Source organism: Paraburkholderia flagellata, from assembly GCF_021390645.1.
GTDB classification, from domain to species: domain Bacteria; phylum Pseudomonadota; class Gammaproteobacteria; order Burkholderiales; family Burkholderiaceae; genus Paraburkholderia; species Paraburkholderia flagellata.
Map to the genome: position 1 here is coordinate 127,807 of NZ_JAJEJT010000002.1, position 22,605 is coordinate 150,411.

The window sequence follows — 22,605 nt, forward strand, 5'->3', positions numbered from 1 at the left end:
GAAGCGCGAGTCAAAGCCGCTGGGCATCGCCAGAAAGCCGCGTGGCCACATGCAGCGCAGCAGCATGGCCCGCGCGCTCCTGGCCATGCGCTACGTCGCGCTCGCGTGCGCCTGCATGTCTGCGGGCGCGGTGCATGCCGATGAACTGGAAAGCCCCACGCTGCGCAAGATTCGCGACACCGGCACGATCGTCATCGGCGTGCGCGAAGCGACCGTCCCGTTCTCTTATATGGCCGGCGGCGGGCACGCAGCGGGCTATTCGTACGAGATCACCCAACGCATCGTGGAAAACGTGCGCGAGACGCTCAAGCTTCCCGCGCTGCGTGTGCGTGAACTCGTCGTCACGCCGCAAAACCGCATCACGCTCGTGCAGAACGGCACGGTCGATCTCGAGTGCAGCACCACGACGCACACGCGCGAGCGCGAGAACGACGTGGCATTCTCGAACAGCATTTTCGAGTACGGCGTGCGCATGCTCGTGAAGCGCGGCTCGCAGGTCAAAGACTTCGGCGATCTCGCGGGCCGCACCGTGGTCACGACCGCGGGCACTTCGGAAGAGCGCCTCTTGCGCCGCTGGAACATGGAGCGCGGGATGAACATGCACATCGTCGTCGCGAAGACTCACGGCGATTCCGTCGAAGCCGTGCGCTCGGGGCGCGCCGTTGCCTTCGTGATGGACGAGCCGCTGCTGCACGCCGCGCTCGCGACCGGTTACATGGCGAGCGAAACGCCGGGTGCGCCGGTGGCGCAAAGCGCGCACGCCATGAGCGACGCGCACGCTTACGCAATCGTTGGCAGCCCGGCCAGGTCGGAGGTCTACGGCTGCATGTTCCGGCGCGGCGACACTGCCTTCAAGCGCATTGCCGACGACACCATCGCGAAGATGGAGCGCTCGGGCGAAGCGCTCGCGCTTTACCGGCGCTGGTTCGAGTCGCCCATTCCGCCTGCGGGCGTGAACCTCGACTATCCGATGTCGGAGCAGATGAAGGCGCTTTTCGCGAATCCCAACGATCAGCCGCTCGATTGAAGGCTCAACCGCAAGAAAGAGGCAACGATGAGTGATACGCAACAACGCAAAATCGCACTGGTGACGGGCGCGGGCAGCGGCATTGGTCGCGCGTGCGCGCGCAGGCTGCTGGCCAATGGCTTCGCCGTCGTGCTGGCGGGCAGACGGGCCGCGCCGCTCGAAGCGCTCGCTGACGAGGCGCGCGCGCGTGGCGAAGAGGCGCTGGCGGCGCCCTGCGACGTGACCGACGCGGCGGCCGTCGAGGCGCTCTTCGAGACGATCCGCACGCGCTACGGCCGGCTCGATCTGCTCTTCAACAACGCGGGCCGCAACGCGCCGGCCGTGGACATCGACGAGCTTTCCGTCGACGACTGGCGCGCCGTGGTCGACACGAACCTCACCGGCGTGTTCCTGTGCACGCGCGCGGCGTTCGGGCTGATGAAGCGGCAGACGCCGCAAGGCGGGCGCATCATCAACAACGGCTCGATTTCGGCGCATGCGCCGAGGCCGTTCAGCATTGCCTATACGGCCACAAAGCACGCTATCACTGGCCTGACCAAAACCGTTTCGCTCGATGGCCGGCGCTACGACATCGCGTGCGGGCAAATCGACATCGGCAACGCGGCGACGGAGATGGCCGAGCGCATGGCGCGCGGCGTGCCGCAGGCGAACGGCGAGATTGCCGTCGAGCCGCTGATGGACGTGGAACTCGTGGCCGATGCGCTGCTACACATGGCGCAAATGCCGCTCGAAGCAAACGTGCAGTTCATGACGATCATGGCGACGAAGATGCCGTTCGTGGGACGCGGCTGAGCGCAAAAGACGGGCGCGAGCGGGCGCGGGCCTGGCCGCACGCGCTCGCGCACAGTCCCGTATACTGGCCGCTGAACCACCACGACGCCTGAGCGCCCATGTCTTTGCCCCCGCGTCCGGACGACGATCCGCGTCCCCAGCCGCCCGAATGTCCCGATAACGACGACTGCTGCCATAGTGGCTGCGACCCCTGCATCTTCGATCTATACGACGAGGAGTTTGGCCGGTATCGCGCCGCGCTGGCTGCGTGGCAAGCGCGCGAAGCCGAGCGCGAGGCACAGGCGAAAGCGCCGCGCAAGCAAGCCGCTAAATCGGCGGAGTCGCGCGACAAACCCACGCGCTGAACTGCATTGCTCCCTGCCGCCATGACCGAATCCATCCTCGTTCCCAGCGCTCCCATCGTCGACACCGCCGCGCTCGACGCGCTGCAGGCGTTCGTCGAGCGTCATCCGCGCCTGTTCGTGCTGACCGGCGCGGGCATCAGCACGGATTCGGGCATTCCGGGCTACCGCGACGAGAACGGCGCCTGGAAGCGCTCACCGCCCATCACGCTGCAGGAATTCCTCGGCTCCGAGAGCATGCGCCGGCGTTACTGGGCACGCAGCTTGATCGGCTGGCCCACGGTGGGTCTCGCGCAGCCCAACGGCGCCCATCGCGCGCTCGCGCGCCTGGGTGCGGCGGGCTACGCGCGCACGCTCGTCACGCAGAACGTGGATGGGCTGCATCAGCGCGCGGGCAGTCGCGACGTGATCGAGTTGCACGGCAGCATCGCGCACGTGCATTGCCTCGACTGCGGCGCGCAGTATTCGCGCGCCTCGATCCAGCCGGAACTCGAGGCGCGCAATCCAGTCATTGCGGGCGCGAGCGCGGAACCGGCCGCCGACGGCGACGCCCACCTCGACTTCGATGGCGCCAACGCCTTCCACGTGCCCGCATGCGCCGCGTGCGGCGGCATGCTCAAGCCTTCGGTGGTGTTCTTCGGCGAGAATGTGCCGCGCGAGCGCGTGGCCAGCGCCTCGAACGCGCTCGACGAGGCCGACGCGGTGCTCGTGGTCGGCTCCTCGCTCATGGTGTATTCGGGCTACCGCTTCTGCGCGTGGGCGCAGCAGCGCGGCAAGCCCGTGGCCGCGATCAACATGGGCAAGACGCGCGCCGACCCGCTCCTCGCACTCAAGCTCGAAGCCCCCTGCGCCGCCGTGCTCGATGCGCTGGGCGCGCGCCTCGTCCCCTGACACTACACGACTCCACGGAACCGACGACATGCTGACCACGCTAGCCGACCTCGAAGCGCATTACGGCACGCCGCACGAACGCGCGCTGCGCAAGGAAATCGATCACGTCAACGCGGACTACCGGCGCTTCATCGAAAGCTCGCCGTTCGTCGTGCTCGCCACGGGCGGGCCGGAAGGCCTCGACTGCTCGCCGCGCGGCGACGCACCGGGTTTCGTGCGCATTCTCGACGAGCACACGCTCGCGTTGCCCGACCGCCCCGGCAACAACCGTGTGGACAGTCTGCGCAACGTGGTCGCCTCGTCGCAGGTGGGCCTGCTATTCATGGTGCCGGGCGTGGGCGAGATGCTGCGCGTGAACGGGCGCGGCCGTGTGAGCACCGACCCCGTGCTCGCCGCGAGCTTCGCCGTGGACGGCAAGCCGCCGCGCTCGGTGCTCGTGATCGACGTGGAAAGTGTGTATTTCCATTGCTCCAAGGCCATCGTGCGCTCGAAGCTGTGGGATCCGTCGCGTCACGTCGAACGCTCGCATCTGCCGAGTGCGGGTGAAATGCTGCGCCGTGTGAACGAGGAGCAATATGGCGAGACGTTCGACGCCGAGACTTATGAAGCCGGTCTGGCCGAACGCATCAAGACCACGCTGTACTGAGCGCAAGCCGATTCAACGCCGAAGAGAAGAGAACGCAACACGATGAACGACCCGCAAGCCGCCCAACGCCTAAACGCGCCCGCCGCCGAGCGCAACGCCGCGCCGATCCTCGAGGTGCTGCGCGGCGCGCTGCCCGCGCGGGGTACGGTGCTCGAAATCGCGAGCGGCACCGGCCAGCATGCCGTCCATTTCGCGGCAGCGTTTCCTGACCTCGCCTGGCAGCCGAGCGACGCCGACGCGCGAGCCCGCGCCTCGATCGACGCCTGGCGCGAGCACACGGGACTCGCCAATCTGCGCGCGCCGCTCGATCTCGACGTGCGCCGCGAGCCCTGGCCGATCGGCGCGGTGGATGCCATCGTTTGCATCAACATGATTCACATCGCGCCGTGGGAAGCGGCGCAGGCGCTGATGAAAGGTGCAGGCGCGCGCGTTGCTTCAGGGGGCGCGCTCGTGCTTTACGGGCCGTACCGGCGCGAAGGCGCGCACACTGCGCCGAGCAACGAGGCCTTCGACGCCGACCTTCGCGCGCGCGACCCGTCCTGGGGCGTGCGCGACATGGAAGAAGTGGAGGCGCTGGCGCAGGCGCAAGGCTTCGACTGCGAGGCGCGCGTGGCGATGCCGGCGAATAATTTCAGTCTGGTGTTCCGAAAACGCTAAGCAGGTAGGGAAACATGGGTCGCAATGCGCGCGTGCGCGCGGCTCCTGGGCGTTTCCCTTATGCTTGCACGGTTGGCGCCCCGTTGCGGCGCCGTCAATGAATGAAGTGGAGAATCAACATGAGCAAACAGCCAATCGGCGTTGTGGGTCTGGCCGTGATGGGTAGCAATCTGGCGCTCAACATCGAAAGCCGCGGCCATGCGGTCTCGGTGTTCAATCGCAGCCGCGCCAGAACCGACGAGCTGATCGCTGAGTATCCGGATCGCAAGCTCGTGCCGGCGTACACGCTCGAAGAGTTCGTGGATTCGCTGGAAAAACCGCGCCGCATTCTGATGATGGTGAAGGCCGGCGCGCCGACCGACGACACCATCGCCGCACTCAAGCCGCTGCTGGAGAAGGGCGACATCCTGATCGACGGCGGCAATACGCACTTCACGGATACCATCCGCCGCAACCAGGAACTCGCGAAGTCGGGCCTGCACTTCATCGGCACGGGCGTGTCGGGCGGCGAGGAAGGCGCGCTCAAAGGCCCGTCGATCATGCCGGGCGGCCAGCGCGATGCTTACGATCTGGTTGCGCCGATCCTGACCGAAATCGCCGCGAAGGCACCGGACGGCGAGCCGTGCGTGGCCTACATGGGTCCGGACGGCGCGGGCCATTTCGTGAAGATGGTGCACAACGGCATCGAATACGGCGACATGCAGCTGATCGCCGAAAGCTACGCGGTGCTCAAGCAGGTGCTCGGCCTCTCGAACGAGGAACTGGGCAAGGTCTACACCGAATGGAACGAGGGCGAACTCGACAGCTATCTGATCGAAATCACCTCGAAGATCTTCGGCAAGAAGGACGAGGAAACGGGCAAGGATCTCGTCGACGTGATTCTCGACCGCGCCGCACAAAAGGGCACCGGCAAGTGGACCAGCCAGAACGCACTGGATCTCGGCGCGCCGCTGCCGCTCATCACCGAAGCCGTGTTCGCGCGCGTGCTCTCGTCGCTCAAGACGCAGCGCGTGGCGGCGAGCAAGGTGCTCTCGGGCCCGGACGCGAAGCCGTTCTCGGGCGACCGCAAGGCGTTCATCGAGTCGGTGCGCCGCGCGCTGTACTTCTCGAAGGTCATTTCGTACGCGCAAGGCTTCGCGCAACTGCGCGCCGCCTCCGACGAGTACAAGTGGGACTTCCAGTACGGCACGATCGCCAAGATCTTCCGCGCGGGCTGCATCATCCGCGCGCGCTTCCTGCAGAAGATCATGGACGCTTACGCGAAGAACCCGCAGCTCGACAACCTGTTGCTCGATCCCTATTTCCGTGACATCGCGGCCAACTATCAGTCGGCGCTGCGCGACGTGGTGGTCCAGGCAGTGAGCGCGGGCGTGCCGGTGCCGGCGTTCTCGTCGGCGGTTGCGTACTTCGACGGCTACCGCTCGGAGCGCGTGCCCGCCAACCTCGTGCAGGCGCAACGCGACTTCTTCGGCGCGCACACGTTCGAGCGCATCGACAAGCCGGGCAGCTTCCACGCCGACTGGTCGTAAGGAAATCGCAAGACAAAAGACCGCATTGTCGTTGCGGCCTTTGTTGGAATCGAAAGGTGAGTCCGCGGGACTCACCTTTTTTTATTGCGGAAATTGCAACGGTGTTTTGATGAATTAGGGTTTTCCCTAGCGAGACCGGACGCCTACACTGTATTCAACGGCTGACGAACACGGTGTTCCGAAGCTGACATAAAACAGATGGAGGTCCGATCATGAACAAGCTCATCCCCGCAGTTGTCGTTGCCGCCGCTCTTGCCATCCCGGCAATCTCGTTCGCCCAGTCGAGCGAGCAAGGCCTGACCCGCGCCCAGGTGCGTGCGGAGCTGGTTCAACTGGAGCACGCTGGCTACAACCCGTCGGCAGACCATGTGAACTACCCGGAAAACCTGCAGGCCGCTCAAGCCCGCGTGACCCAGGAAAAGCTCGCCGCCGGCGACACCAGCGGTTACGGCGCACCGGCAGCAGGCACGTCGCAGTCGGGCGCAGCAGTGCAACCGGCGCAAGTCGCACCGAGCCAGCGCATTTACTTCGGTCACTAAGCCCTGACCGAATGGAACCGCCGCAGGCGGTTCCGGCAAGCTACCCCCTGTAGTGAGTTGTCGCTGTACGTTGTCGGTAGTTGCAGCAGAAGTTGCAGTGCGAGTAGGTGCAGTCGCAGTACGCAGTGAGATGTCGCGGTAGAAGTTGGAGTTGCAATACGCAGTGAGTAGTTGCAGTTCGCAGTGTGCAGTTGCAGTACGCAGGCGAGTTGTTGCAGTGAAGCAGTTGCAGTACGCAGAGAGAGCAGAAGGTAGTTGAAGTTGGCTGGCGCAGTGAGAGGTGCAGCCGTGCAGTAGCAGTACGCAGTAGGCAGTACGTTGTTGCAAAAGGCAGTCCAGCACGGGCCGGTTCTCCACCGGCCCGTACTTTTTTGTGGTGCGCTTTATCCCTATCTAAGGACGCCGTATCAAACATTGACGGGTCCGGACGTCACTCCTATGATCGGGCGGCAGTTTCCATGACAGTTGCCCAGCGACAGGAGACGCCCCGCCATGACCCGCTCCACCCGCAAGCCCTTGCGCAGTCAAGCCTGGTTCGGCAAAGCCGACAAGGACGGCTTCATCCACCGCTCGTGGATGAAGAATCAGGGCATCCCTCACGACGCGTTCGACGGCCGCCCCGTCATCGGCATCTGCAATACGTGGTCGGAACTCACGCCGTGCAACGCGCATTTTCGCGAACTCGCGGAGTACGTGAAGAAAGGGGTGTACGAGGCTGGCGGCCTGCCGCTCGAATTTCCCGTGATGTCGCTGGGCGAATCGAACCTGCGCCCCACCGCGATGCTGTTTCGAAACCTCGCTTCGATGGACGTCGAAGAGTCGATTCGCGGCAATCCGATCGACGGCACGATTTTGCTCGTCGGCTGCGACAAGACCACGCCTGCCTTGCTGATGGGCGCAGCGTCGTGCGACTTGCCCGCGCTCGCCGTTTCGGGCGGCCCGATGCTCAACGGACGTTTCCGGGGCCATGAAATCGGCTCGGGCACGGGCGTGTGGCAAATGTCCGAGGAAGTGCGTGCGGGGACGATGTCGCAGGCCGAATTCGTCGAGGCGGAGTCGTGCATGAACCGCTCGCGCGGCCACTGCATGACCATGGGCACGGCTTCCACGATGGCATCGATGGTCGAATCGCTGGGCATGGGGCTGCCGCACAATGCGGCCATCCCCGCCGTCGATGCGCGCCGCCAGGTGCTCGCGCAACTCGCGGGGCGGCGCATCGTCGAGATGGTGCGCGAAGACCTCACGATGTCGAAGATCCTCACCCGCGCGGCTTTCGAAAATGCGATCCGCACCAACGCGGCCATCGGCGGCTCGACGAATGCCGTCGTGCATCTGATCGCGCTCGCGCGGCGCATCGGCGTGCCGCTTTCGCTCGATGACTGGGAACTCGGCTCGGACATACCGTGCCTCGTGAATCTGCAGCCTTCAGGCCATTATCTGATGGAGGATTTTTACTACGCGGGCGGCTTGCCTGCGGTGCTGCGGCAACTCGGCGAGCAAGGGCTGCTGCATCGGGACGCGTTGACCGTCAACGGTAAAACCCTCTGGGAAAACGTGGCCGACGCGCCGAACTACAACGCCGAAGTCATTACCTCGTTTGCGCAGCCGTTCAAGCCCAAAGCGGGTATCGCCGTGCTCAAGGGCAACCTGGCGCCCGACGGCGCGGTCATCAAGCCTTCTGCCGCCACGCCGGCGCTGTTGCGTCATCGCGGCCGCGCGGTGGTGTTCGAGAACGTCGAGGAACTGCACGCGAAGGTCGACGACGCATCGCTCGATGTCGACGAACATTGCGTCATGGTCCTCAAGGGTGCCGGGCCCAAGGGCTATCCCGGTTTCGCCGAGGTCGGCAACATGCCGCTACCGAAGAAGGTGCTGCAAAAGGGCATTACCGACATGGTGCGTATATCGGATGGCCGCATGAGCGGCACGGCATATGGCGCGGTCGTATTGCACGTGTCGCCCGAAGCGGCTGCGGGCGGACCGCTCGCGCTCGTGCGCACGGGCGACATGATCGAGCTGGACGTCGCGGCGCGGCGCTTGCATCTGGAAGTCTCCGACGAGGAACTCGCGCGCCGCAAGACTGAGTGGAAGGCGCCCGAACTGCCCGAGCGCGGCTATTACCGGCTCTACGTCGAACACGTGCTGCAGGCCGACAAGGGCGCCGACCTGGACTTTCTCGTCGGCGCAAGCGGCGCGGCCGTGCCGCGCGACTCCCACTGATCGTGCCGGAGAAAGTGATGGCAGCGTCAGCCAAAGCCGCCGGCGCAATTGCCGGCATCTACCCGATCCTCTACGCGTTCTTCGATCGCGATAACCGCCTTGACCGCGCTGCCATGCGCCGCCAGGTCGAAGCGGTCGTGCGCGCCGGCGCGCCGGGCATTGCGGTGCTCGGGCTCGCGACCGAGGTCAACAAGCTTTCGCGCGCAGAACGCGAGCAGGTGATCGACTGGGCGCAGGAGGACAGCGGCGGCGCGCTGCCGCTTGCGGTCACGGTGAGCGGTCCGACGGTTGCAGCGCAGCGCGAATTCGCGCAACACGCCATCGAGCGCGGCGCGGCGTGGCTGATCCTCCAGCCGCCCGCGCGCGCGCAAGGCGAGCCCGCGCAACCCGAGCCGTTCTATTTCGACTTCTTCGCTGGCGTGATGGCGGGGCTGGACGCAACGGTCGGCATTCAGAATGCGCCGGAGTATCTGGGCGTCGGGCTCTCGCCGGGCAATTTGCGCGCGCTTGCCGCGCAATGTCCGAACTTCCGTGTGCTCAAGGGCGAAGGCCCCGCGGTGACGATTGCCGAAACGATCGCGCAGATCGGCGATCTGATGCCCGTGCTCAACGGCCGCGGCGGCCTGGAATTGCTCGACAATCTGCGCGCCGGCTGCGCGGGCATGATCGTCGCGCCCGATTGCTTCGACTGGCAGCGGCAGATTTACGCGGCGTTTTGTTCAGGCGATATCGAGCGCGCGCAAGCCCTGTATCAGCAGGTGCTGCCCGCCATCGTCTTCGTCATGCAGTCACTCGATACGGTCATTTGCTACGGCAAGCGCATTGCGGCGTGGCGCATGGGCATCGACGTCGAATATGACCGCGACGTCAAGCTGGCGCCGAGCCGCTTCGGCCTCGACGCCGCCCGGCGATTCGCGCGGCAACTGGGCACGCTTGCGTGATCACCGTGCATGCAGATGCGGCACGCCCTCGCTCGTCGCGACCTTGAGCTGATGCAGCGCCCGGTGCGCCTTGTTCAACTGTGCCTGCGCGGCAATGCGCTGCGCCTCCAGTTGCGCCACTTCCTTGCGCACCTGATGCTGGCGGCCGGTTACCGTCTGTTCCTGTTCCGCGTGGCGCTGCAGGTCCACGCGCAGGCGTTCGGCCTGGGCTTCCGACTCCTCGATTTGCCGAGACAGCTCCGCGTTCTGCGCGACGAGCTGCACGCGGCGCGTTTCGCCGTCAGCGAGGCGCGTGGCTTGCTCCTGCATCAGGTGAAACGCCGAGCCGGCTGCGTCGAGGTCGTTGGCTTTCAGCGCGCGCCACAGTACGCTTTCCTGATGTAGCGCGACGAAGTAGCCGAGCGTGGACGGATGGAAGAAGAGGCTGACCGTATAGGCGAAGCAGCGATAGACGCGGAACGTCAGCAACTCGTCGGCGGCGTGGAGCGCTTCGAACGCGGCGCCGTCGGCGATCTGCACCGGTCGGCCGTTCAGGTGCGCGGGCATGACCGGCACCGGATGGAGCGTGGAGACCGGGCGAGGTCCGCCGGCGCCCTCGGGCAGCACGGCCGCGCCAGCGGCCGGTTCTCCGCGCGACTCGATCTCGCCGTTGGTCTCGGGAAGCGTGACTGAGGAATCAGTGGAATCGGCGGCGGAATGCGGGGCGCGGCTGGCGGCTTCGCTTGCGGCGGCGCGTTGCGTGGCCGCATCATGGGCCACGGCAAGGATTCGTGATGGTGCGCCAGAGAGCGCGGTGTTGCGGCGGTTCAGAATGGATTTCACGGCGGTTCCCCCAGTTTGGCGCGCCAGAAATAAGGCAGGCGCTCCGCGCGCGGCGGCGTGGCACACAGGCGCCAGCGCGCAGGCAAATGGGGCGGGCGATGCGGGTAGGGCGCCGTCCGCTCCGGGTTCGCGTACTAGTGAAGCAGGCGAGGCCGGCGTGCGATGTCGTCAAAGAGCGCACGGCCGGGTTCGAGCGCGAAAAGCCAGGTTTCGTCATAGCCGCTCAGGGTGTCGAGCGCGTCGCGCAGACGCTCGATGACCACGGCGGGAATTTCCACGGACGCCTGGGTGGCGCCGGAAAGCCGTGCGATGCTGGCGTGCTGCACCAGTTCGTCGGCGGCTTCGGCCACGTCGGCAGCGAAGATGAGATGGTTGTTCAACAATTCGACGAGGCCCGGCGACGACGTGACATCTTCGACGTTGAGCTGCAGCGAAAGAAAGGTGGCTTTGTTCATTCTCGGATCCCTCAGGGCCATGGGACTGCAGCGAGAGGCCTTTCATCTGATTATCGGGTGACGCGTGAACCAGTATAGGCGTTGACCCGCGCGAACGCTGGCCGGGCGAGCATGCCCGCGAAAAAAGGCGGTTGGAGCATGAACGATATAATGGGGACGTTCGCCATTTCCGGCTTAGCTTCGGCTTAATTCGCGCGGAATGTGGCGCGCAAGCGAACGCCTGCGGCCCGCCGCGCATCCCATACGCGTATTTTTTGTCGTACGCGAGGACCAAGCGAGGAACAGCAAGATGAATCGACAACGGCGAAACCCGGGCGCGTATGCGGCGCTCGCCGCCCTCACGCTCGTCTGCAGCGCCTGTAGCAGCACCTTCGCGCCCTGGGCGGAGTCCCCGAGCGCGCCCGCCATGTCCACGAGCGGCGTGCCTGCGGGCTACTACCGCGTCAATCCGGGCGACACGCTCTCGCGCGTCGCCGGCGCCTTCGGCCAGCGTCCGCAGGACATCGCGAGCTGGAACCAGCTGCCTTCGGCCAACGCCCAGATCCTGCCAGGCCAGGTCCTGCGCGTCGCACCCCCGCCCAACTACGCAGTGGCCACGCCGCCGGGGCAGGTGCAGATGCCCGGCGCGCCCGCCGCCAACGGCGTAGCCATGCCCGCGCCGGTCGCGCCCAGCATCGCGCTCGCGTGGCCCGCGCGCGGACCGATCCTGCAGCGCTTCGTGCCGGGCAAGTCCACCGGCATCGTAATCGGCGGGACGCCCGGCGAGGAGGTCAAGGCCGCTGCCGCTGGCCGGGTGGTCTACGCGGGCACGGGTATCGAGGCTTACGGGCCGCTCGTGATCATCAAGCACAACGACCAGGTCGTGACGGCCTACGGCCGCAACGGCAAGCTGCTCGTGAAGGAAGACGACGCCGTCTCGCAAGGCCAGCCGATCGCGGAAATGGGCAGCGGCGGCGTTCAGTTCGAAGTCCGTAGCGACGGCAAGCCCGTTGATCCGCTGCCGCTGCTCGCGCACTAGCCACGGCGGCAGCGCGCGGGGCGAGCGCCCCGGCATTGCGCTGGGGCGCCGTTTGAAAATACACTCGATGATTCCCACGCCGCGCAGCGCGTGCCCGACAAGGCGCGCGCACGTCCATTCCGCGCGTGCTTTAACCACGAGGATTTCATCGCAATGATCGACCTGCGCAGCGACACCGTCACCCGTCCGAGCGAAGCCATGCTCGCCGCCATGACCCGCGCCGAAACCGGCGACGACGTGTGGGGCGACGACCCGACCGTGCTGCGCCTGCAGGCGCGCGTGGCGCAAGAGGCGGGCAAGGAGGCGGGGCTATTTTTCCCGAGCGGCACGCAGAGCAACCTTGCCGCGCTGATGGCGCATTGCGCGCGCGGCGACGAGTACATCGTCGGCCAGGCGGCGCACACCTATAAGTACGAGGGCGGCGGCGCGGCCGTGCTGGGCAGCATCCAGCCGCAACCGCTCGACAACGCCGAAGACGGTTCGATCCCGCTCGAGCGTATCGCCGCCGCGATCAAGCCGCTCGACGACCACTTCGCGCGCACGCGCCTGCTCGCGCTCGAAAACACCATCGGCGGCAAGGTGCTGCCGGCAGATTACGTCGCGAAGGCCACGCAGCTCGCGCGTGAGCGCGGGCTTGCCACGCACCTCGACGGCGCACGCGTGTACAACGCGGTGGTCGCCTCGGGCCAGCCGCTCGAGGTACTCGCGGCGGGCTTCGACTCGGTGTCGATCTGCTTTTCGAAGGGTTTGGGCACGCCGGTGGGGTCGGTGCTGGTGGGCAGCCGCGCGCTCATCGACGTCGCGCATCGCTGGCGCAAAGTGCTGGGCGGCGGCATGCGCCAGTCGGGCGTGCTCGCGGCCGCGTGCCTTTACGCGCTCGATCACAACGTCGCGCGTCTTGCCGACGACCATGCGAACGCCGCGCGTCTCGCCGCGGGTCTCGCGCAGATCGATCAGGTGAAGGTGATGTCGCACGCCACCAACATGGTGTTCGTGCAGTTCCCGCAGGAACACTGCGCGCCATTGGAGGCGTATCTGAAGGAGCGCGGCATTCTCACGCAGATGCTGTACGCGTCGCGCTTCGTGACGCACCTCGACGTGACGGCCGCCGATATCGATACGTTCCTGGCGGCGGTGAAGGGTTACTTCGCGCGCTGAGCCGACAGTAGGGCTGGCAAAGGCGCGCTTGTCCAACGCGCCTTTGCCTCAGACCTTAGCTGAGCGCATCGCCTGCATTACCCGCGCTGCACCGCCCGGTGCGACGGCGCGAAGAGCCGCAGCCCGCTCGCAATGGCCGCCGCGCCCGCGAAGGCGCAGCCAAGGCCCAACGCGAGCGTCGGGCCGTGCCGGCCCACGATCCCGAAGCACAGCGCGACCAACGCCGCGCCCGTGGTCTGCCCGAGCAGACGAGAGACGGCGATCGTGCCGCTCGCGCCGCCGCTGCGCTCGGGCGGCGCGCTCGCCATGATCGCCCGCAGGTTGGGCGACTGGAAAAAGCCGAAGCCCGCGCCGCAGATCGACATGCGCACGACGATGTCCGTCAGCGTGGGGTGCACGGGCAGCAGCGCGAGCGAAGCCATGCCCGCCGAAAGGATGGCAAGGCCGATGGCGCCGAGCAGGCCGGGCGGATAGCGGTCGGAGAGGCGTCCTGCAATCGGCGCCGCGGCGGCCACGACAACGGGCCAGGGCGTCATCAGGAAGCCCGTCTCCACCTGGCTGCGCATCAGCACGGTTTCGAAATAGAACGGCAGCGACACGAACGCGAGGCCCTGGGCCGCGAACGAGCAGATCGCGGTGACCGACGAAAGCGCGAATACCGGCCGGCGGAACAGATCCACGGGCAGCATGGGCGCGGGATGTCCGGCTTCGCGCCGGATCAGCAGCGCGCCGAATACCAGCGCCACGACGGCTGCAATGCCCACTTCCAGGCCAGGCGCGCGCTGCGCGGCTTCGCCGAGCGCGAAGATCAGCGCCGCGAAGGTGATCACGTTGAGCACCGCCGCGACGGGATCGAAAGCGTGCTTGCCGCGCGCGGTGTGCGGCAGCGCGGGCAGCGCGAACACGAATGCGAGCACGCCGAGCGGCACGTTGATCGCGAAGAGCCACGGCCAGGTGCCCGCGGAGAGGATCAGCGAGGCCACGGTCGGGCCAACGGCGAATGAAACGCCCACGATCAGCGCATTCATGCCGAGCCCGCGCCCTAGCCGGTGCGGCGGGTAAAGAAAGCGGATCAGCGCCGTGTTCACGCTCATGATGGCGCTCGCACCCAGCCCCTGCAGCACGCGCGCGCCGGCAAGCGCGGCGAGCGTGGGCGAGAGCGCGCAGGCAAGCGAAGCGACCGTAAAGATCGCCAGGCCGCTGATATAGATGCGCCGGTGGCCGATGATGTCCCCGAGCGCGGCGAGCGGCAGCAACGTGGCGACCATCGCGAGCTGGTACGCGTTGATGATCCATACCGAGGCGGCGGGAGCCGCGTGCAGGTCGGTGGCGATGGCGGGCAGCGCGGTGTTGGCGATGGCGGTGTCGAGCGTCGCGAGCGCGACGGCGAGCATCACCGCGCCCATCGCGCGCCGGTTCTTCGCGGACATGGGCGCGTCGGGAGGCTCGGCAGGGCTGGTATTGCGGGTTTCGCGCGCCGCGGAAAAGGTTTCGGACAAGACAGTCTCGAGCGGGTGGACGAGGAAGGCTGCGGCGCGGGCCGCACGGACGAATCCAGTGATTGTTACAGAGCCCGCCTGGTTTTGCAGGAGACGCTTCAAAGCGTGGGGTGACTGTAAGGCTTTGGGTCGCGCGCAATCGCCATCGAACGTCGTCATATCGCAACTAACCGCCAAGCCCGTCAAGCGCACGCGTGCCGCCGCGCTGCGCGCGCGGAACCGTCCGCATCGCAAGGGATCGAGGCGGCCGGCAAGTTCCGTGTGCCGGGCGGCTGTGCTCCGCGCCCGGTTGGCGCGCCGCCGCACGCCCTTTGAAAATGCACTACTCTGCAAATTGATCTGCGCTCGCGGGCGAGCGGTGTCGGCCTTTTGCGCCGCGACGCCGATGCGTCATCGTTCCGTTCCGCCACGCGCGGCGCAGGCCCAGAACAACCGCGCGTCCTGCACCATCTTGGGACACTCTGCTTCTTCCAGCGCTATTGCGTGGGACTGCACCAGGCGCTTCAGCGCCAGGTGCACTCGACAGGAGTTCGTCGATGACAGCCATCGGTCTCGAGTTCGATCAGTTGCAAAGCAGCGTCGAAGCGCTGCGCCGTTCCCTCTCCAACCGCCTGATGTACGGTGTCGGCAAGGACGCCGTGACGGCCCGCCCGCAAGACTGGCTGCACGCCGCGGCGCTCGCCGTGCGCGACCGCCTCGTCGAGCGCTGGATGATCACCACGCGCCGCCAGTACGATCAGGACGTCAAACGCGTCTATTACCTGTCGATGGAGTTTCTCATCGGCCGCACGTTCTCGAACGCGCTGATCGCGCTCGGTATTCACGAGCAGATGAAAGAGGCGCTCGCGAGCGTGGGCGTCGACATGGACACCGTGCTCGATTACGAGCCCGACGCCGCGCTCGGCAACGGCGGCCTCGGCCGTCTCGCGGCGTGCTTTCTCGATTCGATGGCGACGCTCGGCATTCCGGGCTTCGGCTATGGCATTCGCTACGACTACGGCATGTTCCGTCAGCAGATCGTCAACGGCGAACAGGTCGAAGCACCCGACTACTGGCTGCGCTATGGCAACCCCTGGGAGTTTCCACGGCCCGAGGTCCAGTACCCCGTGCATTTTGGCGGGCGCACCCAGCAGCACAACGGCCATGTGGAATGGATCGACACGCAGCATGTGAACGCCATGGCCTACGACACGGTCATTCCCGGCTACGCCACGAGCGCGACCAATACGCTGCGGCTGTGGTCCGCGCGCGCGGATGAAGAGCTCAATCTTTCTGCGTTCAACCAGGGCGACTATCAGCGCGCGGTGGAAGCGCGCAACATCTCCGAGAACGTCTCGCGCCTGCTCTATCCCGACGACTCGACGATGGCCGGACGCGAATTGCGCCTGCGTCAGGAGTATTTCTTCGTCTCCGCGACGATGCAGGACCTGATTCGCCGCTACCTGCGCACGCACAGCACGTTCGGGCGCTTCTCCGAAAAGGTCGCGGTGCACCTGAACGACACGCACCCCGTGCTGGCTATCCCTGAATTGATCCGCCTGCTCGTGGACGTGCATCATCTGCCGTGGGACGACGCGATGGCCCACGTGCGCCGCGTGTTCTCGTACACCAACCACACGCTGATGCCCGAAGCGCTGGAAACCTGGGATATCGAACTATTGGCGCGCTTGCTGCCGCGCCACCTCGAAATCATCTTCGACATCAACGCGGCGTTCCTGCGCGAAGCGAGCGACCGCGGTGCGCACGATCTCGACCTGATCCGCCGCATCTCGCTCGTGGACGAATACGGCCAGCGCCGCGTGCGCATGGCCTATCTCGCGATCGTGGCGAGCCACAAGGTCAACGGCGTGTCGAAGTTGCACTCGCAACTGATGACGCGCGATATCTTCGCCGACTTCGCGCGCCTCTTTCCCGACCGCTTCACGAACGTGACCAATGGGATCACCCCGCGTCGCTGGCTCGCGCAGGCGAGCCCGCCGCTCGCGCACCTCGTGGACGAAGCGATCGGGCCGCGTTGGCGCAGCGATCTCTTCGAACTGGGCGCGCTGCGCAAGCTGCGCGGCGATGCATCGTTCGAAGCCGCGTTCCGCGCGGCCAAGCGCAGCAACAAGGTGCGCCTCGCACACCGCGCCCTGGAGCGCACGGGCATTGTCTTCAATCCCGACGCGCTGTTCGACATGCAGGTCAAGCGCATTCACGAGTACAAGCGCCAGTTGCTCAACGTGCTGCACGTGATCACGCGCTACAACCGCATTCTCGAAGCGCCGGAGCGCGACTGGGTGCCGCGTGTCGTGCTGTTCGCGGGCAAGGCCGCCTCGGCCTACCGCATGGCGAAGATGATCATTCACCTCATCAACGACGTGGCCGCGAAGATCAACAACGATCCTGCGGTGGGCGATCGCCTGAAGGTGGTGTTCGTGCCGAACTACGGCGTGAGCGTGGCCGAAATGCTGATTCCCGCGGCGGACCTTTCCGAGCAGATCTCGACGGCGGGCACCGAAGCGTCGGGCACCGGCAACATGAAGCTCGCGCTCAACGGCGCGCTCACCATGGGCACGCTGGACGGTGCGAACATCGAGATCGGCGAGGCCGTGGGGCAGGACAACATCTTCATCTTCGGGCACACGTCCGACCAGGTCGACCAGTTGCGTTGCGCGGGCTACCGGCCGCGCCAGGTCTACGAGGAGAACGCCGAGCTGCGCCGCGCGCTCGACCAGATCCGCACGGGCTTCTTTTCACCGCACGATACGGCACGCTACACGGACATCTTCCACACGCTCGTGGACTGGGGCGACCACTACCTCGTGCTGGCGGACTACTCGGCTTTCATCGAGGCCCAGGACGCCGCCGACCAGCGTTTCATGGACGTGCCGGCGTGGACCGCAAGCGCGATCGAAAACGTGGCGGGAATGGGGAAATTCTCTTCGGACCGTGCGATCGCGGAATACGCCCGCGATATCTGGCACGTGAAATCGATCGAAATGGCGTGAGGGGCAGGCGCGCGCAGTCCTTCCAACTGCGCTTGCCGTGAATCAGGGCGCTGCGGGCCGCGTCGTGCCGCCCTCGGCCGGTGCGGGTTGTGCGGGTTGCGCGGCCTTGGCGGTGCGCACCGCCTCTGCCACGCGTTCGAGGAATGCGGGGTCGAGGCTCGTGACCGCCTCGCGCGGTTCTCCGCCCGTCACGACATAGAGTCGATGCACGGCCTCTTGCCAGAGCCACGCGAGCCAGCCCACTACGATCACCATCACGCCGCACGCGAGACCGGTCGCCGAGCCGAGCACGCCGCCCACGACAGCGCCTGCGGCGCCTACGCCGCTGATCGCGATGGGCACGACACGGCTGCGCCGCCCGATGACGATGCGTACGTCCTCGATATCGCGCATGGGGAAGACCTGGCCGGCTGCGGAAAGCGCGTTGCGCGTGACCGAGACGGCGGCTTCGTTGAAAGGGAGTTCCATCGGTTCGATAGCTGCGAGGTGAGAGAGCGCAGCGTACCAGAAGCGGGGCCAGGGCGGGGGTGTGGCGGGCATAACGCCGCAGGCCGCACGCATGGCAGGTTGGGCAAGGTGCCGGAGCCGCTATACTTGCGCGCTTTTATTGCCCCCGTCAGCACTAAGGATTCACCATGAGCGCATTGCCACGCTGTCCGAAATGCAATTCCGAGTTCACCTACGAAGATGGAGAGGTCTACATCTGCCCGGAGTGTGCGCACGAATGGTCGCGGCAAGCCGCCGCGCCGGCCGAAACGGCGGGCAGGGTGTATCGCGATTCGGCCGGCAATGTCCTTCAGGACGGGGATACCGTCACGGTCATCAAGGACTTGAAGCTCAAGGGTTCGGCTGGCGTGATCAAGATGGGCACCAAAGTGAAAAATATCCGCCTTGTGGACAGCGATCACGATATCGATTGCAAGATTGACGGCTTTGGCGCCATGAGCCTCAAATCGGAATTCGTCAAGAAGGCGTGACGCTGGGCGTCGTGGCTCGATGGCGGTGGCCCGCCAGCGGCCGTTGGTTTTGCCCTTGCGCCGCGGCAGAACTGCGATGAACCAAAAAAAGCGGGGCATCCCAAGGGATGCCCCGTCCGGTAAGGCGCGTCGTGCAGCGTGGGCTGCGGCGCGCCGAGCAGAGCCGGCGCCATGAGCCGCCGGCTGCCGCTGTTGCGTAACGTTGCTGCGTAAAGCGGCTGCTTAGAACTTGTGGCGGATACCGACGCGAACCGCGACTTGATTCTGCGAACCCGTGCCCGACGGCTGGTAAATGCTCGAGCTCGAGTCACCGATCTGTGCCTGAACCTTCTGGCCGTTCGCTAGCGTGCCCGATGCGTCCTGGTACGTCACGAGGCCGTAGACGTCGGTGCGCTTGCTGAGCGCGTAGTCAACCGATGCGTTGACCTGGTTCCAGTGAGCCGTCTGGCTGCCCGAGGCGCGCGAGTACGTGTAGCCGAGGCCTGCCGAGAGAGCCGGCGTGAAGGCGTACTTGCCGCCCGCTTCGTACGCGTTGTAGAGCGTCGACGAACCGGCGATCGGCGAGAGCAGCGTGTTGGTCCACAGGGCCCACAGCGTTGCCGGACCGACGATGTAGCGGCCACCCACGCCGAACGAGCGCAGGCCGTGCAGCGCGACGGTGGTTTGGGTCGCCGGCAGGTTGGCGATCGAGGTCGTCGACTGCGTGGTGTTGGCCGGGTATGTGATGTTCGTGTACGCGGCGCCGAGGCTGAAGGGGCCGTAACCGTAGTTCGCGCCGAAGCTGTAGGCACGCGACGAAGCCGTCGAAGCCGTTGCCGGTGCGCCGGCGAACGACGTCGAGTTCGAGAAGCCATACAGGCCGCCGAACGTGAAGCCCGAGAAGTTCACGCTCTGGAACTTGACCGCGTTGTTGATGCGGCTCGAGGTCAACTGGTCGATGTCGTTGAAGTGGTATGCCCAGTTACCCGAAACCGTGTTGCCCCCGGTCGAGTACTGCGAGCCGAGAATGTCCGTGCTGAACGAGTATTGACGGCCGAACGTCAGCGAACCGATGTTCGATTGCGTCAGACCGACGAACGCTTGACGGCCGAACATCGCGCCGCCCTGGCCAGCCGTGCCGTTACCGCTGTTGAAGCCGTTTTCGAGCACGAAGATCGCCTTCAGGCCGCCGCCCAGGTCTTCCGTGCCGCGCAGGCCCCAACGGCTGCCTTGGGCAACGCCGTCACCGTACGAGAACTGATGCGAGCTGCCGCCCGTCGCGTTTTTCACGTTGCTGATGTAGTTCACACCCGCGTCGATAATGCCGTACAGCGTCACGCTGCTTTGTGCGTGGGCAACGCCTGCGATCGAGGCAAGAATAGCGGTGGTCAGAATTTTCTTTTTCAACTGTTTCTCCGGGTAAAGGAAAGTGACTACTCCGGCCTCTTATGGGCCGGTCAATGTGACGGGCTGCAATTTAAGGGTCGATAACGAAAGGAATGTGACAGTAAGGCTTTGTAGGCAAAATGTCGTCATTCTGTTGTGAGAATGCGACACACAGGTTGCGCGCCCGGAGAACGACGCTCGAGGCCCGCGGGTATTGGGCTTGCGGGCGATTTTCCTGTCGATTTGAAAGGCCGTATTGCGACAATCAGCCATATAAAATTTTTTTCTAAGCTTTCTTCTATTTGCTGGGTTAATCGATCTTTTGAATCTGGCTTCAAGGTGAAATTGATTGATTTCAAGAGCGCATTAACGGTCGATCAATGCGTGTTTTACATGGCTAATTGTCGTCGATTCAAGAAAATTGGAAATTAGTTATCCGAAATAATTGAATTGGCGCGGAAAGCCCACAAAAAAGGGCTCGCACCCGTGGTGCGAGCCCTTTTACGGTAAGGTGTTGCAGTTACAGCGAGAGGAGCGAGCCGCTGCGAATGGGCTTTTCCCCAGCAATGCGTGCGACTTCCATGCCGGCCGTGGCGAAGCGCGCGCTGTGGCGTGCGTATATCACGCCGCTCACGCCTGCGTGCAGCGTCGTCACGGTGTCGGCGAGCGGGTCGATGACATCGGCAATGGCCGCGCCGCGTTCCACCCACGTGCCGCAATCCACGCGGAACACGAGCACGCCGCTGGCAGGCGCCACGATCGGCTCCGTGCCCGCGAGCGGCGTGGCAGCATGGGCGAGCGGCGGCAGCGGCGCAGCCGTGCCTTCGATCACGCCGCGCCCGATCAGATAGTCGACGATGGCCTGGGCGTCGTGTTCGGCAAGCTCGTGCGAGACGTCGCGCTGGCCGCGCAGCTCGACCGTCACCGAAATCGAGCCGTACGGAATGGGAAAGCGCGTGCCGAAGTGTTCGCGCAGCTCCGACCAGCAGAAGCTGTGAATCTCGTCGAACGGATTGCCGATCGAGTTGAGCGCGAGGAGCGACGCCTTGGCGTCGAGATAGCGCGCGAGCGGCTCGACATCGGGCCACAGTTCGGGGTTGGTGTAAATGTGCATGGCGGCTTCCCAGTCGCAATGCAGGTCCAGCACGATATCGGCGTCATACGAAAGGCGCTGGAGCGCGAGCCGCATCGATTCGAGTTCGGTCCTGGGCTGCTGCGCGGCCAGTGCTTCGCCCATGGCCGCGCGGATGGCCGTGCGGTTCGCGGCTTCGTCGGGCCCGAGGCGCGCCTCGATGTTGGGCAGCACGAGCGCGGTGAGCTCATGAAAATTGCGGTTGAAGTTCTGCGCCGTGTTCGATTCGAAGCGGCCGATCATATGCCCGAGCCAGTGCTGATTCAGGCCAACGGGGTTGGGCACCGGCACGATCACGATCTCGCCGCGCAGGCGGCCCGCGGCTTCCAGCTCCGCGAGCTTGCGGCGCAGCACCCACGAGACGAGCATGCCCGGCAGCTCGTCGGCGTGCAGCGAGGACTGGATGTAGACCTTCTGGTCACCGCCGGCTTTGCCATAGTGGAAACTGGCAAGTTCCCGTGCGGTACCGAGCGCGGGCGCGATCAACGGATGGTTTCGGGTTTGCATGATGGATGCGCGAGGCGCGTCGGCCCGCAAAAGGTGTTGGAGTGAACGATGGCCCCGCAGAAGCACGCCGGGGCCGTAGACCGATCTTAGCCGATTCGACGCGGCGCCGGAACCAGCCCGCCCGCGCGCGCCTGATGCATAGCCATAAAATACGGAATCCGAAATAAAAATCCGGAAAAGAAAAAACCCGGACGCAAGTCCGGGCTTCGTGCGCCGTGATGCAGCGCAGGCGCGATGCGGTGCTTAGCCGCCGTACACGTCGAAGTCGAAGTACTTCGCTTCGATCTTCTTGTACGTGCCGTCCTTGATCATGTCGGCGATAGCCTTGTCGATCTTCGTCTTCAGGTCGGCGTCTTCCTTGCGCAGGCCGATAGCTGCGGCGCCCGTCGGGATTTCCTTGCCGGCGAACTGGAAGCCAGCGCCGCGCGGGGTCTTCAGGAAGCCCAGATCCGCTTGCACTTCATCCTGCAGCGCAGCGTCCAGACGGCCAGAGAGCAGGTCGGCGTAGACCTGGTCCTGGTTCTGGTAAGGCACGACGTTCACGCCCTTCGGCGCCCAGTTTTCCTTGGCATAGGTTTCCTGGATCGTGCCCTGTTCGACGCCAACCGACTTGCCCTTGAGCGAGTCAGCCGTCGGCGCGAGGCTCGAGCCCTTCTTGGCGACGAGGCGCGTCGGCGTGTTGAACAGCTTCGCCGAGAAGGCGATCTGCTGCTCGCGCTGCGGGGTGATCGTCATCGACGAGAGCACGCCGTCGAACTTCTTGGCCTTCAGGCCCGGGATCATGCCGTCGAAGTCTTGCTCGACCCACACGCACTTGGCATTCAGGCGCTTGCAGATTTCATTGCCAAGGTCGATGTCGAAGCCGACCAGCTTGCCATCGGGTGCTTTGGATTCGAACGGTGCGTAGCTGGCGTCAACGCCGAAACGCACGGTGGACCAGTCCTTCGCGTGGGCGACGCCGGCCGAGACGGCGAGCAGGGCAACCGTGAGGGTGGCAAGCAGTTTCTTCACTATGGGTACTCCTCGAGATGGTTCAGGGCGCGCCGCGTGCGGTTGTGCCGCCATGGCGCATTCACCGGCGCGGCTCGCGCTGGATTAT

At 65.4% G+C, this 22,605-nt stretch carries 21 protein-coding genes; 14 read left to right on the top strand and 7 right to left on the bottom strand.

Annotation, left to right across the window (positions count from 1 at the left end):
- Positions 1-85: 85 nt before the first annotated feature.
- The 10 genes from L0U83_RS14945 to L0U83_RS14990 all read left to right on the top strand — a co-directional run bounded on the left by L0U83_RS14945 (position 86) and on the right by L0U83_RS14990 (position 9,583).
- On the top strand, positions 86-1,027 hold the full coding sequence (locus L0U83_RS14945) for a transporter substrate-binding domain-containing protein (protein ID WP_373321089.1): 942 nt from the start codon (positions 86-88) through the stop codon (positions 1,025-1,027).
- A 27-nt stretch (positions 1,028-1,054) separates the two neighbouring features.
- Positions 1,055-1,819, top strand: coding sequence for an SDR family oxidoreductase (locus tag L0U83_RS14950; protein WP_233884180.1), 765 nt, complete (start codon positions 1,055-1,057; stop codon positions 1,817-1,819).
- Positions 1,820-1,917: 98 nt separating this feature from the next.
- Positions 1,918-2,163 (top strand): oxidoreductase-like domain-containing protein, encoded by a 246-nt coding sequence (locus L0U83_RS14955; RefSeq protein WP_233884183.1) that lies wholly within the window; start codon positions 1,918-1,920, stop codon positions 2,161-2,163.
- Between the two features lie 21 nt (positions 2,164-2,184).
- Entirely contained in the window at positions 2,185-3,051 is an 867-nt protein-coding gene (locus L0U83_RS14960) for an NAD-dependent protein deacetylase (RefSeq protein ID WP_233884185.1), read from the top strand.
- A gap of 28 nt (positions 3,052-3,079) precedes the next feature.
- Positions 3,080-3,697: a pyridoxamine 5'-phosphate oxidase family protein gene (locus L0U83_RS14965; RefSeq protein ID WP_233884186.1), complete on the top strand. Its 618-nt coding sequence runs from the start codon at positions 3,080-3,082 to the stop codon at positions 3,695-3,697.
- 42 nt (positions 3,698-3,739) lie between these two features.
- Positions 3,740-4,354, top strand: a complete 615-nt coding sequence (locus tag L0U83_RS14970; protein WP_233884187.1) for a DUF938 domain-containing protein — start codon at positions 3,740-3,742, stop codon at positions 4,352-4,354.
- A 119-nt stretch (positions 4,355-4,473) separates the two neighbouring features.
- The gene (gene gnd, locus L0U83_RS14975; protein WP_233884188.1) at positions 4,474-5,883 is read left to right on the top strand and encodes an NADP-dependent phosphogluconate dehydrogenase; all 1,410 of its coding nucleotides are present in this window, start codon (positions 4,474-4,476) and stop codon (positions 5,881-5,883) included.
- A 212-nt stretch (positions 5,884-6,095) separates the two neighbouring features.
- Entirely contained in the window at positions 6,096-6,422 is a 327-nt protein-coding gene (locus L0U83_RS14980; RefSeq protein ID WP_233884189.1) for a DUF4148 domain-containing protein, read from the top strand.
- A 492-nt stretch (positions 6,423-6,914) separates the two neighbouring features.
- Complete coding sequence (locus tag L0U83_RS14985; RefSeq protein ID WP_233884190.1) at positions 6,915-8,642, top strand: IlvD/Edd family dehydratase; 1,728 nt, start codon at positions 6,915-6,917, stop codon at positions 8,640-8,642.
- Positions 8,643-8,659: 17 nt separating this feature from the next.
- Positions 8,660-9,583 carry a dihydrodipicolinate synthase family protein gene (locus L0U83_RS14990; protein WP_233884192.1) on the top strand — a complete coding sequence of 308 codons (924 nt, stop codon included), beginning with the start codon at positions 8,660-8,662 and terminating at the stop codon, positions 9,581-9,583.
- On the opposite strand, the gene L0U83_RS14995 is transcribed toward L0U83_RS14990, so the two are convergent.
- Both L0U83_RS14995 and L0U83_RS15000 read right to left on the bottom strand, forming a co-directional pair.
- Positions 9,584-10,405 (bottom strand): DUF2968 domain-containing protein, encoded by an 822-nt coding sequence (locus L0U83_RS14995; RefSeq protein WP_233884194.1) that lies wholly within the window; start codon positions 10,403-10,405, stop codon positions 9,584-9,586.
- Between the two features lie 134 nt (positions 10,406-10,539).
- On the bottom strand, positions 10,540-10,860 hold the full coding sequence (locus L0U83_RS15000) for a hypothetical protein (RefSeq protein ID WP_028202694.1): 321 nt from the start codon (positions 10,858-10,860) through the stop codon (positions 10,540-10,542).
- Positions 10,861-11,149: 289 nt separating this feature from the next.
- Between L0U83_RS15000 and L0U83_RS15005 the strand changes: the two genes are divergently transcribed.
- Together L0U83_RS15005 and ltaE are read left to right on the top strand one after the other, a co-directional pair.
- Positions 11,150-11,878 carry a peptidoglycan DD-metalloendopeptidase family protein gene (locus L0U83_RS15005; RefSeq protein ID WP_233884197.1) on the top strand — a complete coding sequence of 243 codons (729 nt, stop codon included), beginning with the start codon at positions 11,150-11,152 and terminating at the stop codon, positions 11,876-11,878.
- Between the two features lie 153 nt (positions 11,879-12,031).
- Positions 12,032-13,036, top strand: coding sequence for a low-specificity L-threonine aldolase (ltaE, locus tag L0U83_RS15010; protein ID WP_233884200.1), 1,005 nt, complete (start codon positions 12,032-12,034; stop codon positions 13,034-13,036).
- A gap of 77 nt (positions 13,037-13,113) precedes the next feature.
- On the opposite strand, the gene L0U83_RS15015 is transcribed toward ltaE, so the two are convergent.
- Positions 13,114-14,535, bottom strand: coding sequence for an MFS transporter (locus L0U83_RS15015; RefSeq protein ID WP_267939367.1), 1,422 nt, complete (start codon positions 14,533-14,535; stop codon positions 13,114-13,116).
- Between the two features lie 536 nt (positions 14,536-15,071).
- Here L0U83_RS15015 and L0U83_RS15020 point away from each other — a divergent pair.
- Positions 15,072-17,525 carry a glycogen/starch/alpha-glucan phosphorylase gene (locus L0U83_RS15020; RefSeq protein WP_233884203.1) on the top strand — a complete coding sequence of 818 codons (2,454 nt, stop codon included), beginning with the start codon at positions 15,072-15,074 and terminating at the stop codon, positions 17,523-17,525.
- A 42-nt stretch (positions 17,526-17,567) separates the two neighbouring features.
- Here L0U83_RS15020 and L0U83_RS15025 read toward each other — a convergent pair whose 3' ends face one another.
- Positions 17,568-17,993, bottom strand: coding sequence for a DUF6232 family protein (locus tag L0U83_RS15025; protein ID WP_233884204.1), 426 nt, complete (start codon positions 17,991-17,993; stop codon positions 17,568-17,570).
- 167 nt (positions 17,994-18,160) lie between these two features.
- Between L0U83_RS15025 and L0U83_RS15030 the strand changes: the two genes are divergently transcribed.
- Positions 18,161-18,502, top strand: coding sequence for a zinc ribbon domain-containing protein YjdM (locus L0U83_RS15030; RefSeq protein ID WP_233884209.1), 342 nt, complete (start codon positions 18,161-18,163; stop codon positions 18,500-18,502).
- Positions 18,503-18,724: 222 nt separating this feature from the next.
- On the opposite strand, the gene L0U83_RS15035 is transcribed toward L0U83_RS15030, so the two are convergent.
- The 3 genes from L0U83_RS15035 to L0U83_RS15045 form a co-directional block, all read right to left on the bottom strand.
- Positions 18,725-19,888, bottom strand: coding sequence for a porin (locus L0U83_RS15035; RefSeq protein WP_233884210.1), 1,164 nt, complete (start codon positions 19,886-19,888; stop codon positions 18,725-18,727).
- Positions 19,889-20,387: 499 nt separating this feature from the next.
- The gene (locus L0U83_RS15040; RefSeq protein ID WP_233884212.1) at positions 20,388-21,506 is read right to left on the bottom strand and encodes a succinylglutamate desuccinylase/aspartoacylase family protein; all 1,119 of its coding nucleotides are present in this window, start codon (positions 21,504-21,506) and stop codon (positions 20,388-20,390) included.
- A 243-nt stretch (positions 21,507-21,749) separates the two neighbouring features.
- Positions 21,750-22,517 carry an ABC transporter substrate-binding protein gene (locus tag L0U83_RS15045; RefSeq protein ID WP_233884213.1) on the bottom strand — a complete coding sequence of 256 codons (768 nt, stop codon included), beginning with the start codon at positions 22,515-22,517 and terminating at the stop codon, positions 21,750-21,752.
- Between the last annotated feature and the right edge of the window lie 88 nt (positions 22,518-22,605).

What these genes read in the sequence shown, in the direction of transcription:
- L0U83_RS14990 (WP_233884192.1), top strand. Translation starts at nt 8,660, where the DNA reads ATGGCAGCGTCAGCCAAAGCCGCCGGCGCAATTGCCGGCATCTACCCG.
- L0U83_RS14985 (WP_233884190.1), top strand. Translation starts at nt 6,915, where the DNA reads ATGACCCGCTCCACCCGCAAGCCCTTGCGCAGTCAAGCCTGGTTCGGC.
- L0U83_RS15020 (WP_233884203.1), top strand. Translation starts at nt 15,072, where the DNA reads ATGACAGCCATCGGTCTCGAGTTCGATCAGTTGCAAAGCAGCGTCGAA.
- L0U83_RS14955 (WP_233884183.1), top strand. Translation starts at nt 1,918, where the DNA reads ATGTCTTTGCCCCCGCGTCCGGACGACGATCCGCGTCCCCAGCCGCCC.
- L0U83_RS15005 (WP_233884197.1), top strand. Translation starts at nt 11,150, where the DNA reads ATGAATCGACAACGGCGAAACCCGGGCGCGTATGCGGCGCTCGCCGCC.
- L0U83_RS14965 (WP_233884186.1), top strand. Translation starts at nt 3,080, where the DNA reads ATGCTGACCACGCTAGCCGACCTCGAAGCGCATTACGGCACGCCGCAC.
- gnd (WP_233884188.1), top strand. Translation starts at nt 4,474, where the DNA reads ATGAGCAAACAGCCAATCGGCGTTGTGGGTCTGGCCGTGATGGGTAGC.
- L0U83_RS15000 (WP_028202694.1), bottom strand. Translation starts at nt 10,860, where the DNA reads ATGAACAAAGCCACCTTTCTTTCGCTGCAGCTCAACGTCGAAGATGTC.
- L0U83_RS15030 (WP_233884209.1), top strand. Translation starts at nt 18,161, where the DNA reads ATGAGCGCATTGCCACGCTGTCCGAAATGCAATTCCGAGTTCACCTAC.
- L0U83_RS14980 (WP_233884189.1), top strand. Translation starts at nt 6,096, where the DNA reads ATGAACAAGCTCATCCCCGCAGTTGTCGTTGCCGCCGCTCTTGCCATC.
- L0U83_RS14950 (WP_233884180.1), top strand. Translation starts at nt 1,055, where the DNA reads ATGAGTGATACGCAACAACGCAAAATCGCACTGGTGACGGGCGCGGGC.
- L0U83_RS14960 (WP_233884185.1), top strand. Translation starts at nt 2,185, where the DNA reads ATGACCGAATCCATCCTCGTTCCCAGCGCTCCCATCGTCGACACCGCC.
- L0U83_RS15040 (WP_233884212.1), bottom strand. Translation starts at nt 21,506, where the DNA reads ATGCAAACCCGAAACCATCCGTTGATCGCGCCCGCGCTCGGTACCGCA.
- L0U83_RS14945 (WP_373321089.1), top strand. Translation starts at nt 86, where the DNA reads ATGCGCTACGTCGCGCTCGCGTGCGCCTGCATGTCTGCGGGCGCGGTG.
- L0U83_RS14970 (WP_233884187.1), top strand. Translation starts at nt 3,740, where the DNA reads ATGAACGACCCGCAAGCCGCCCAACGCCTAAACGCGCCCGCCGCCGAG.
- L0U83_RS15025 (WP_233884204.1), bottom strand. Translation starts at nt 17,993, where the DNA reads ATGGAACTCCCTTTCAACGAAGCCGCCGTCTCGGTCACGCGCAACGCG.
- ltaE (WP_233884200.1), top strand. Translation starts at nt 12,032, where the DNA reads ATGATCGACCTGCGCAGCGACACCGTCACCCGTCCGAGCGAAGCCATG.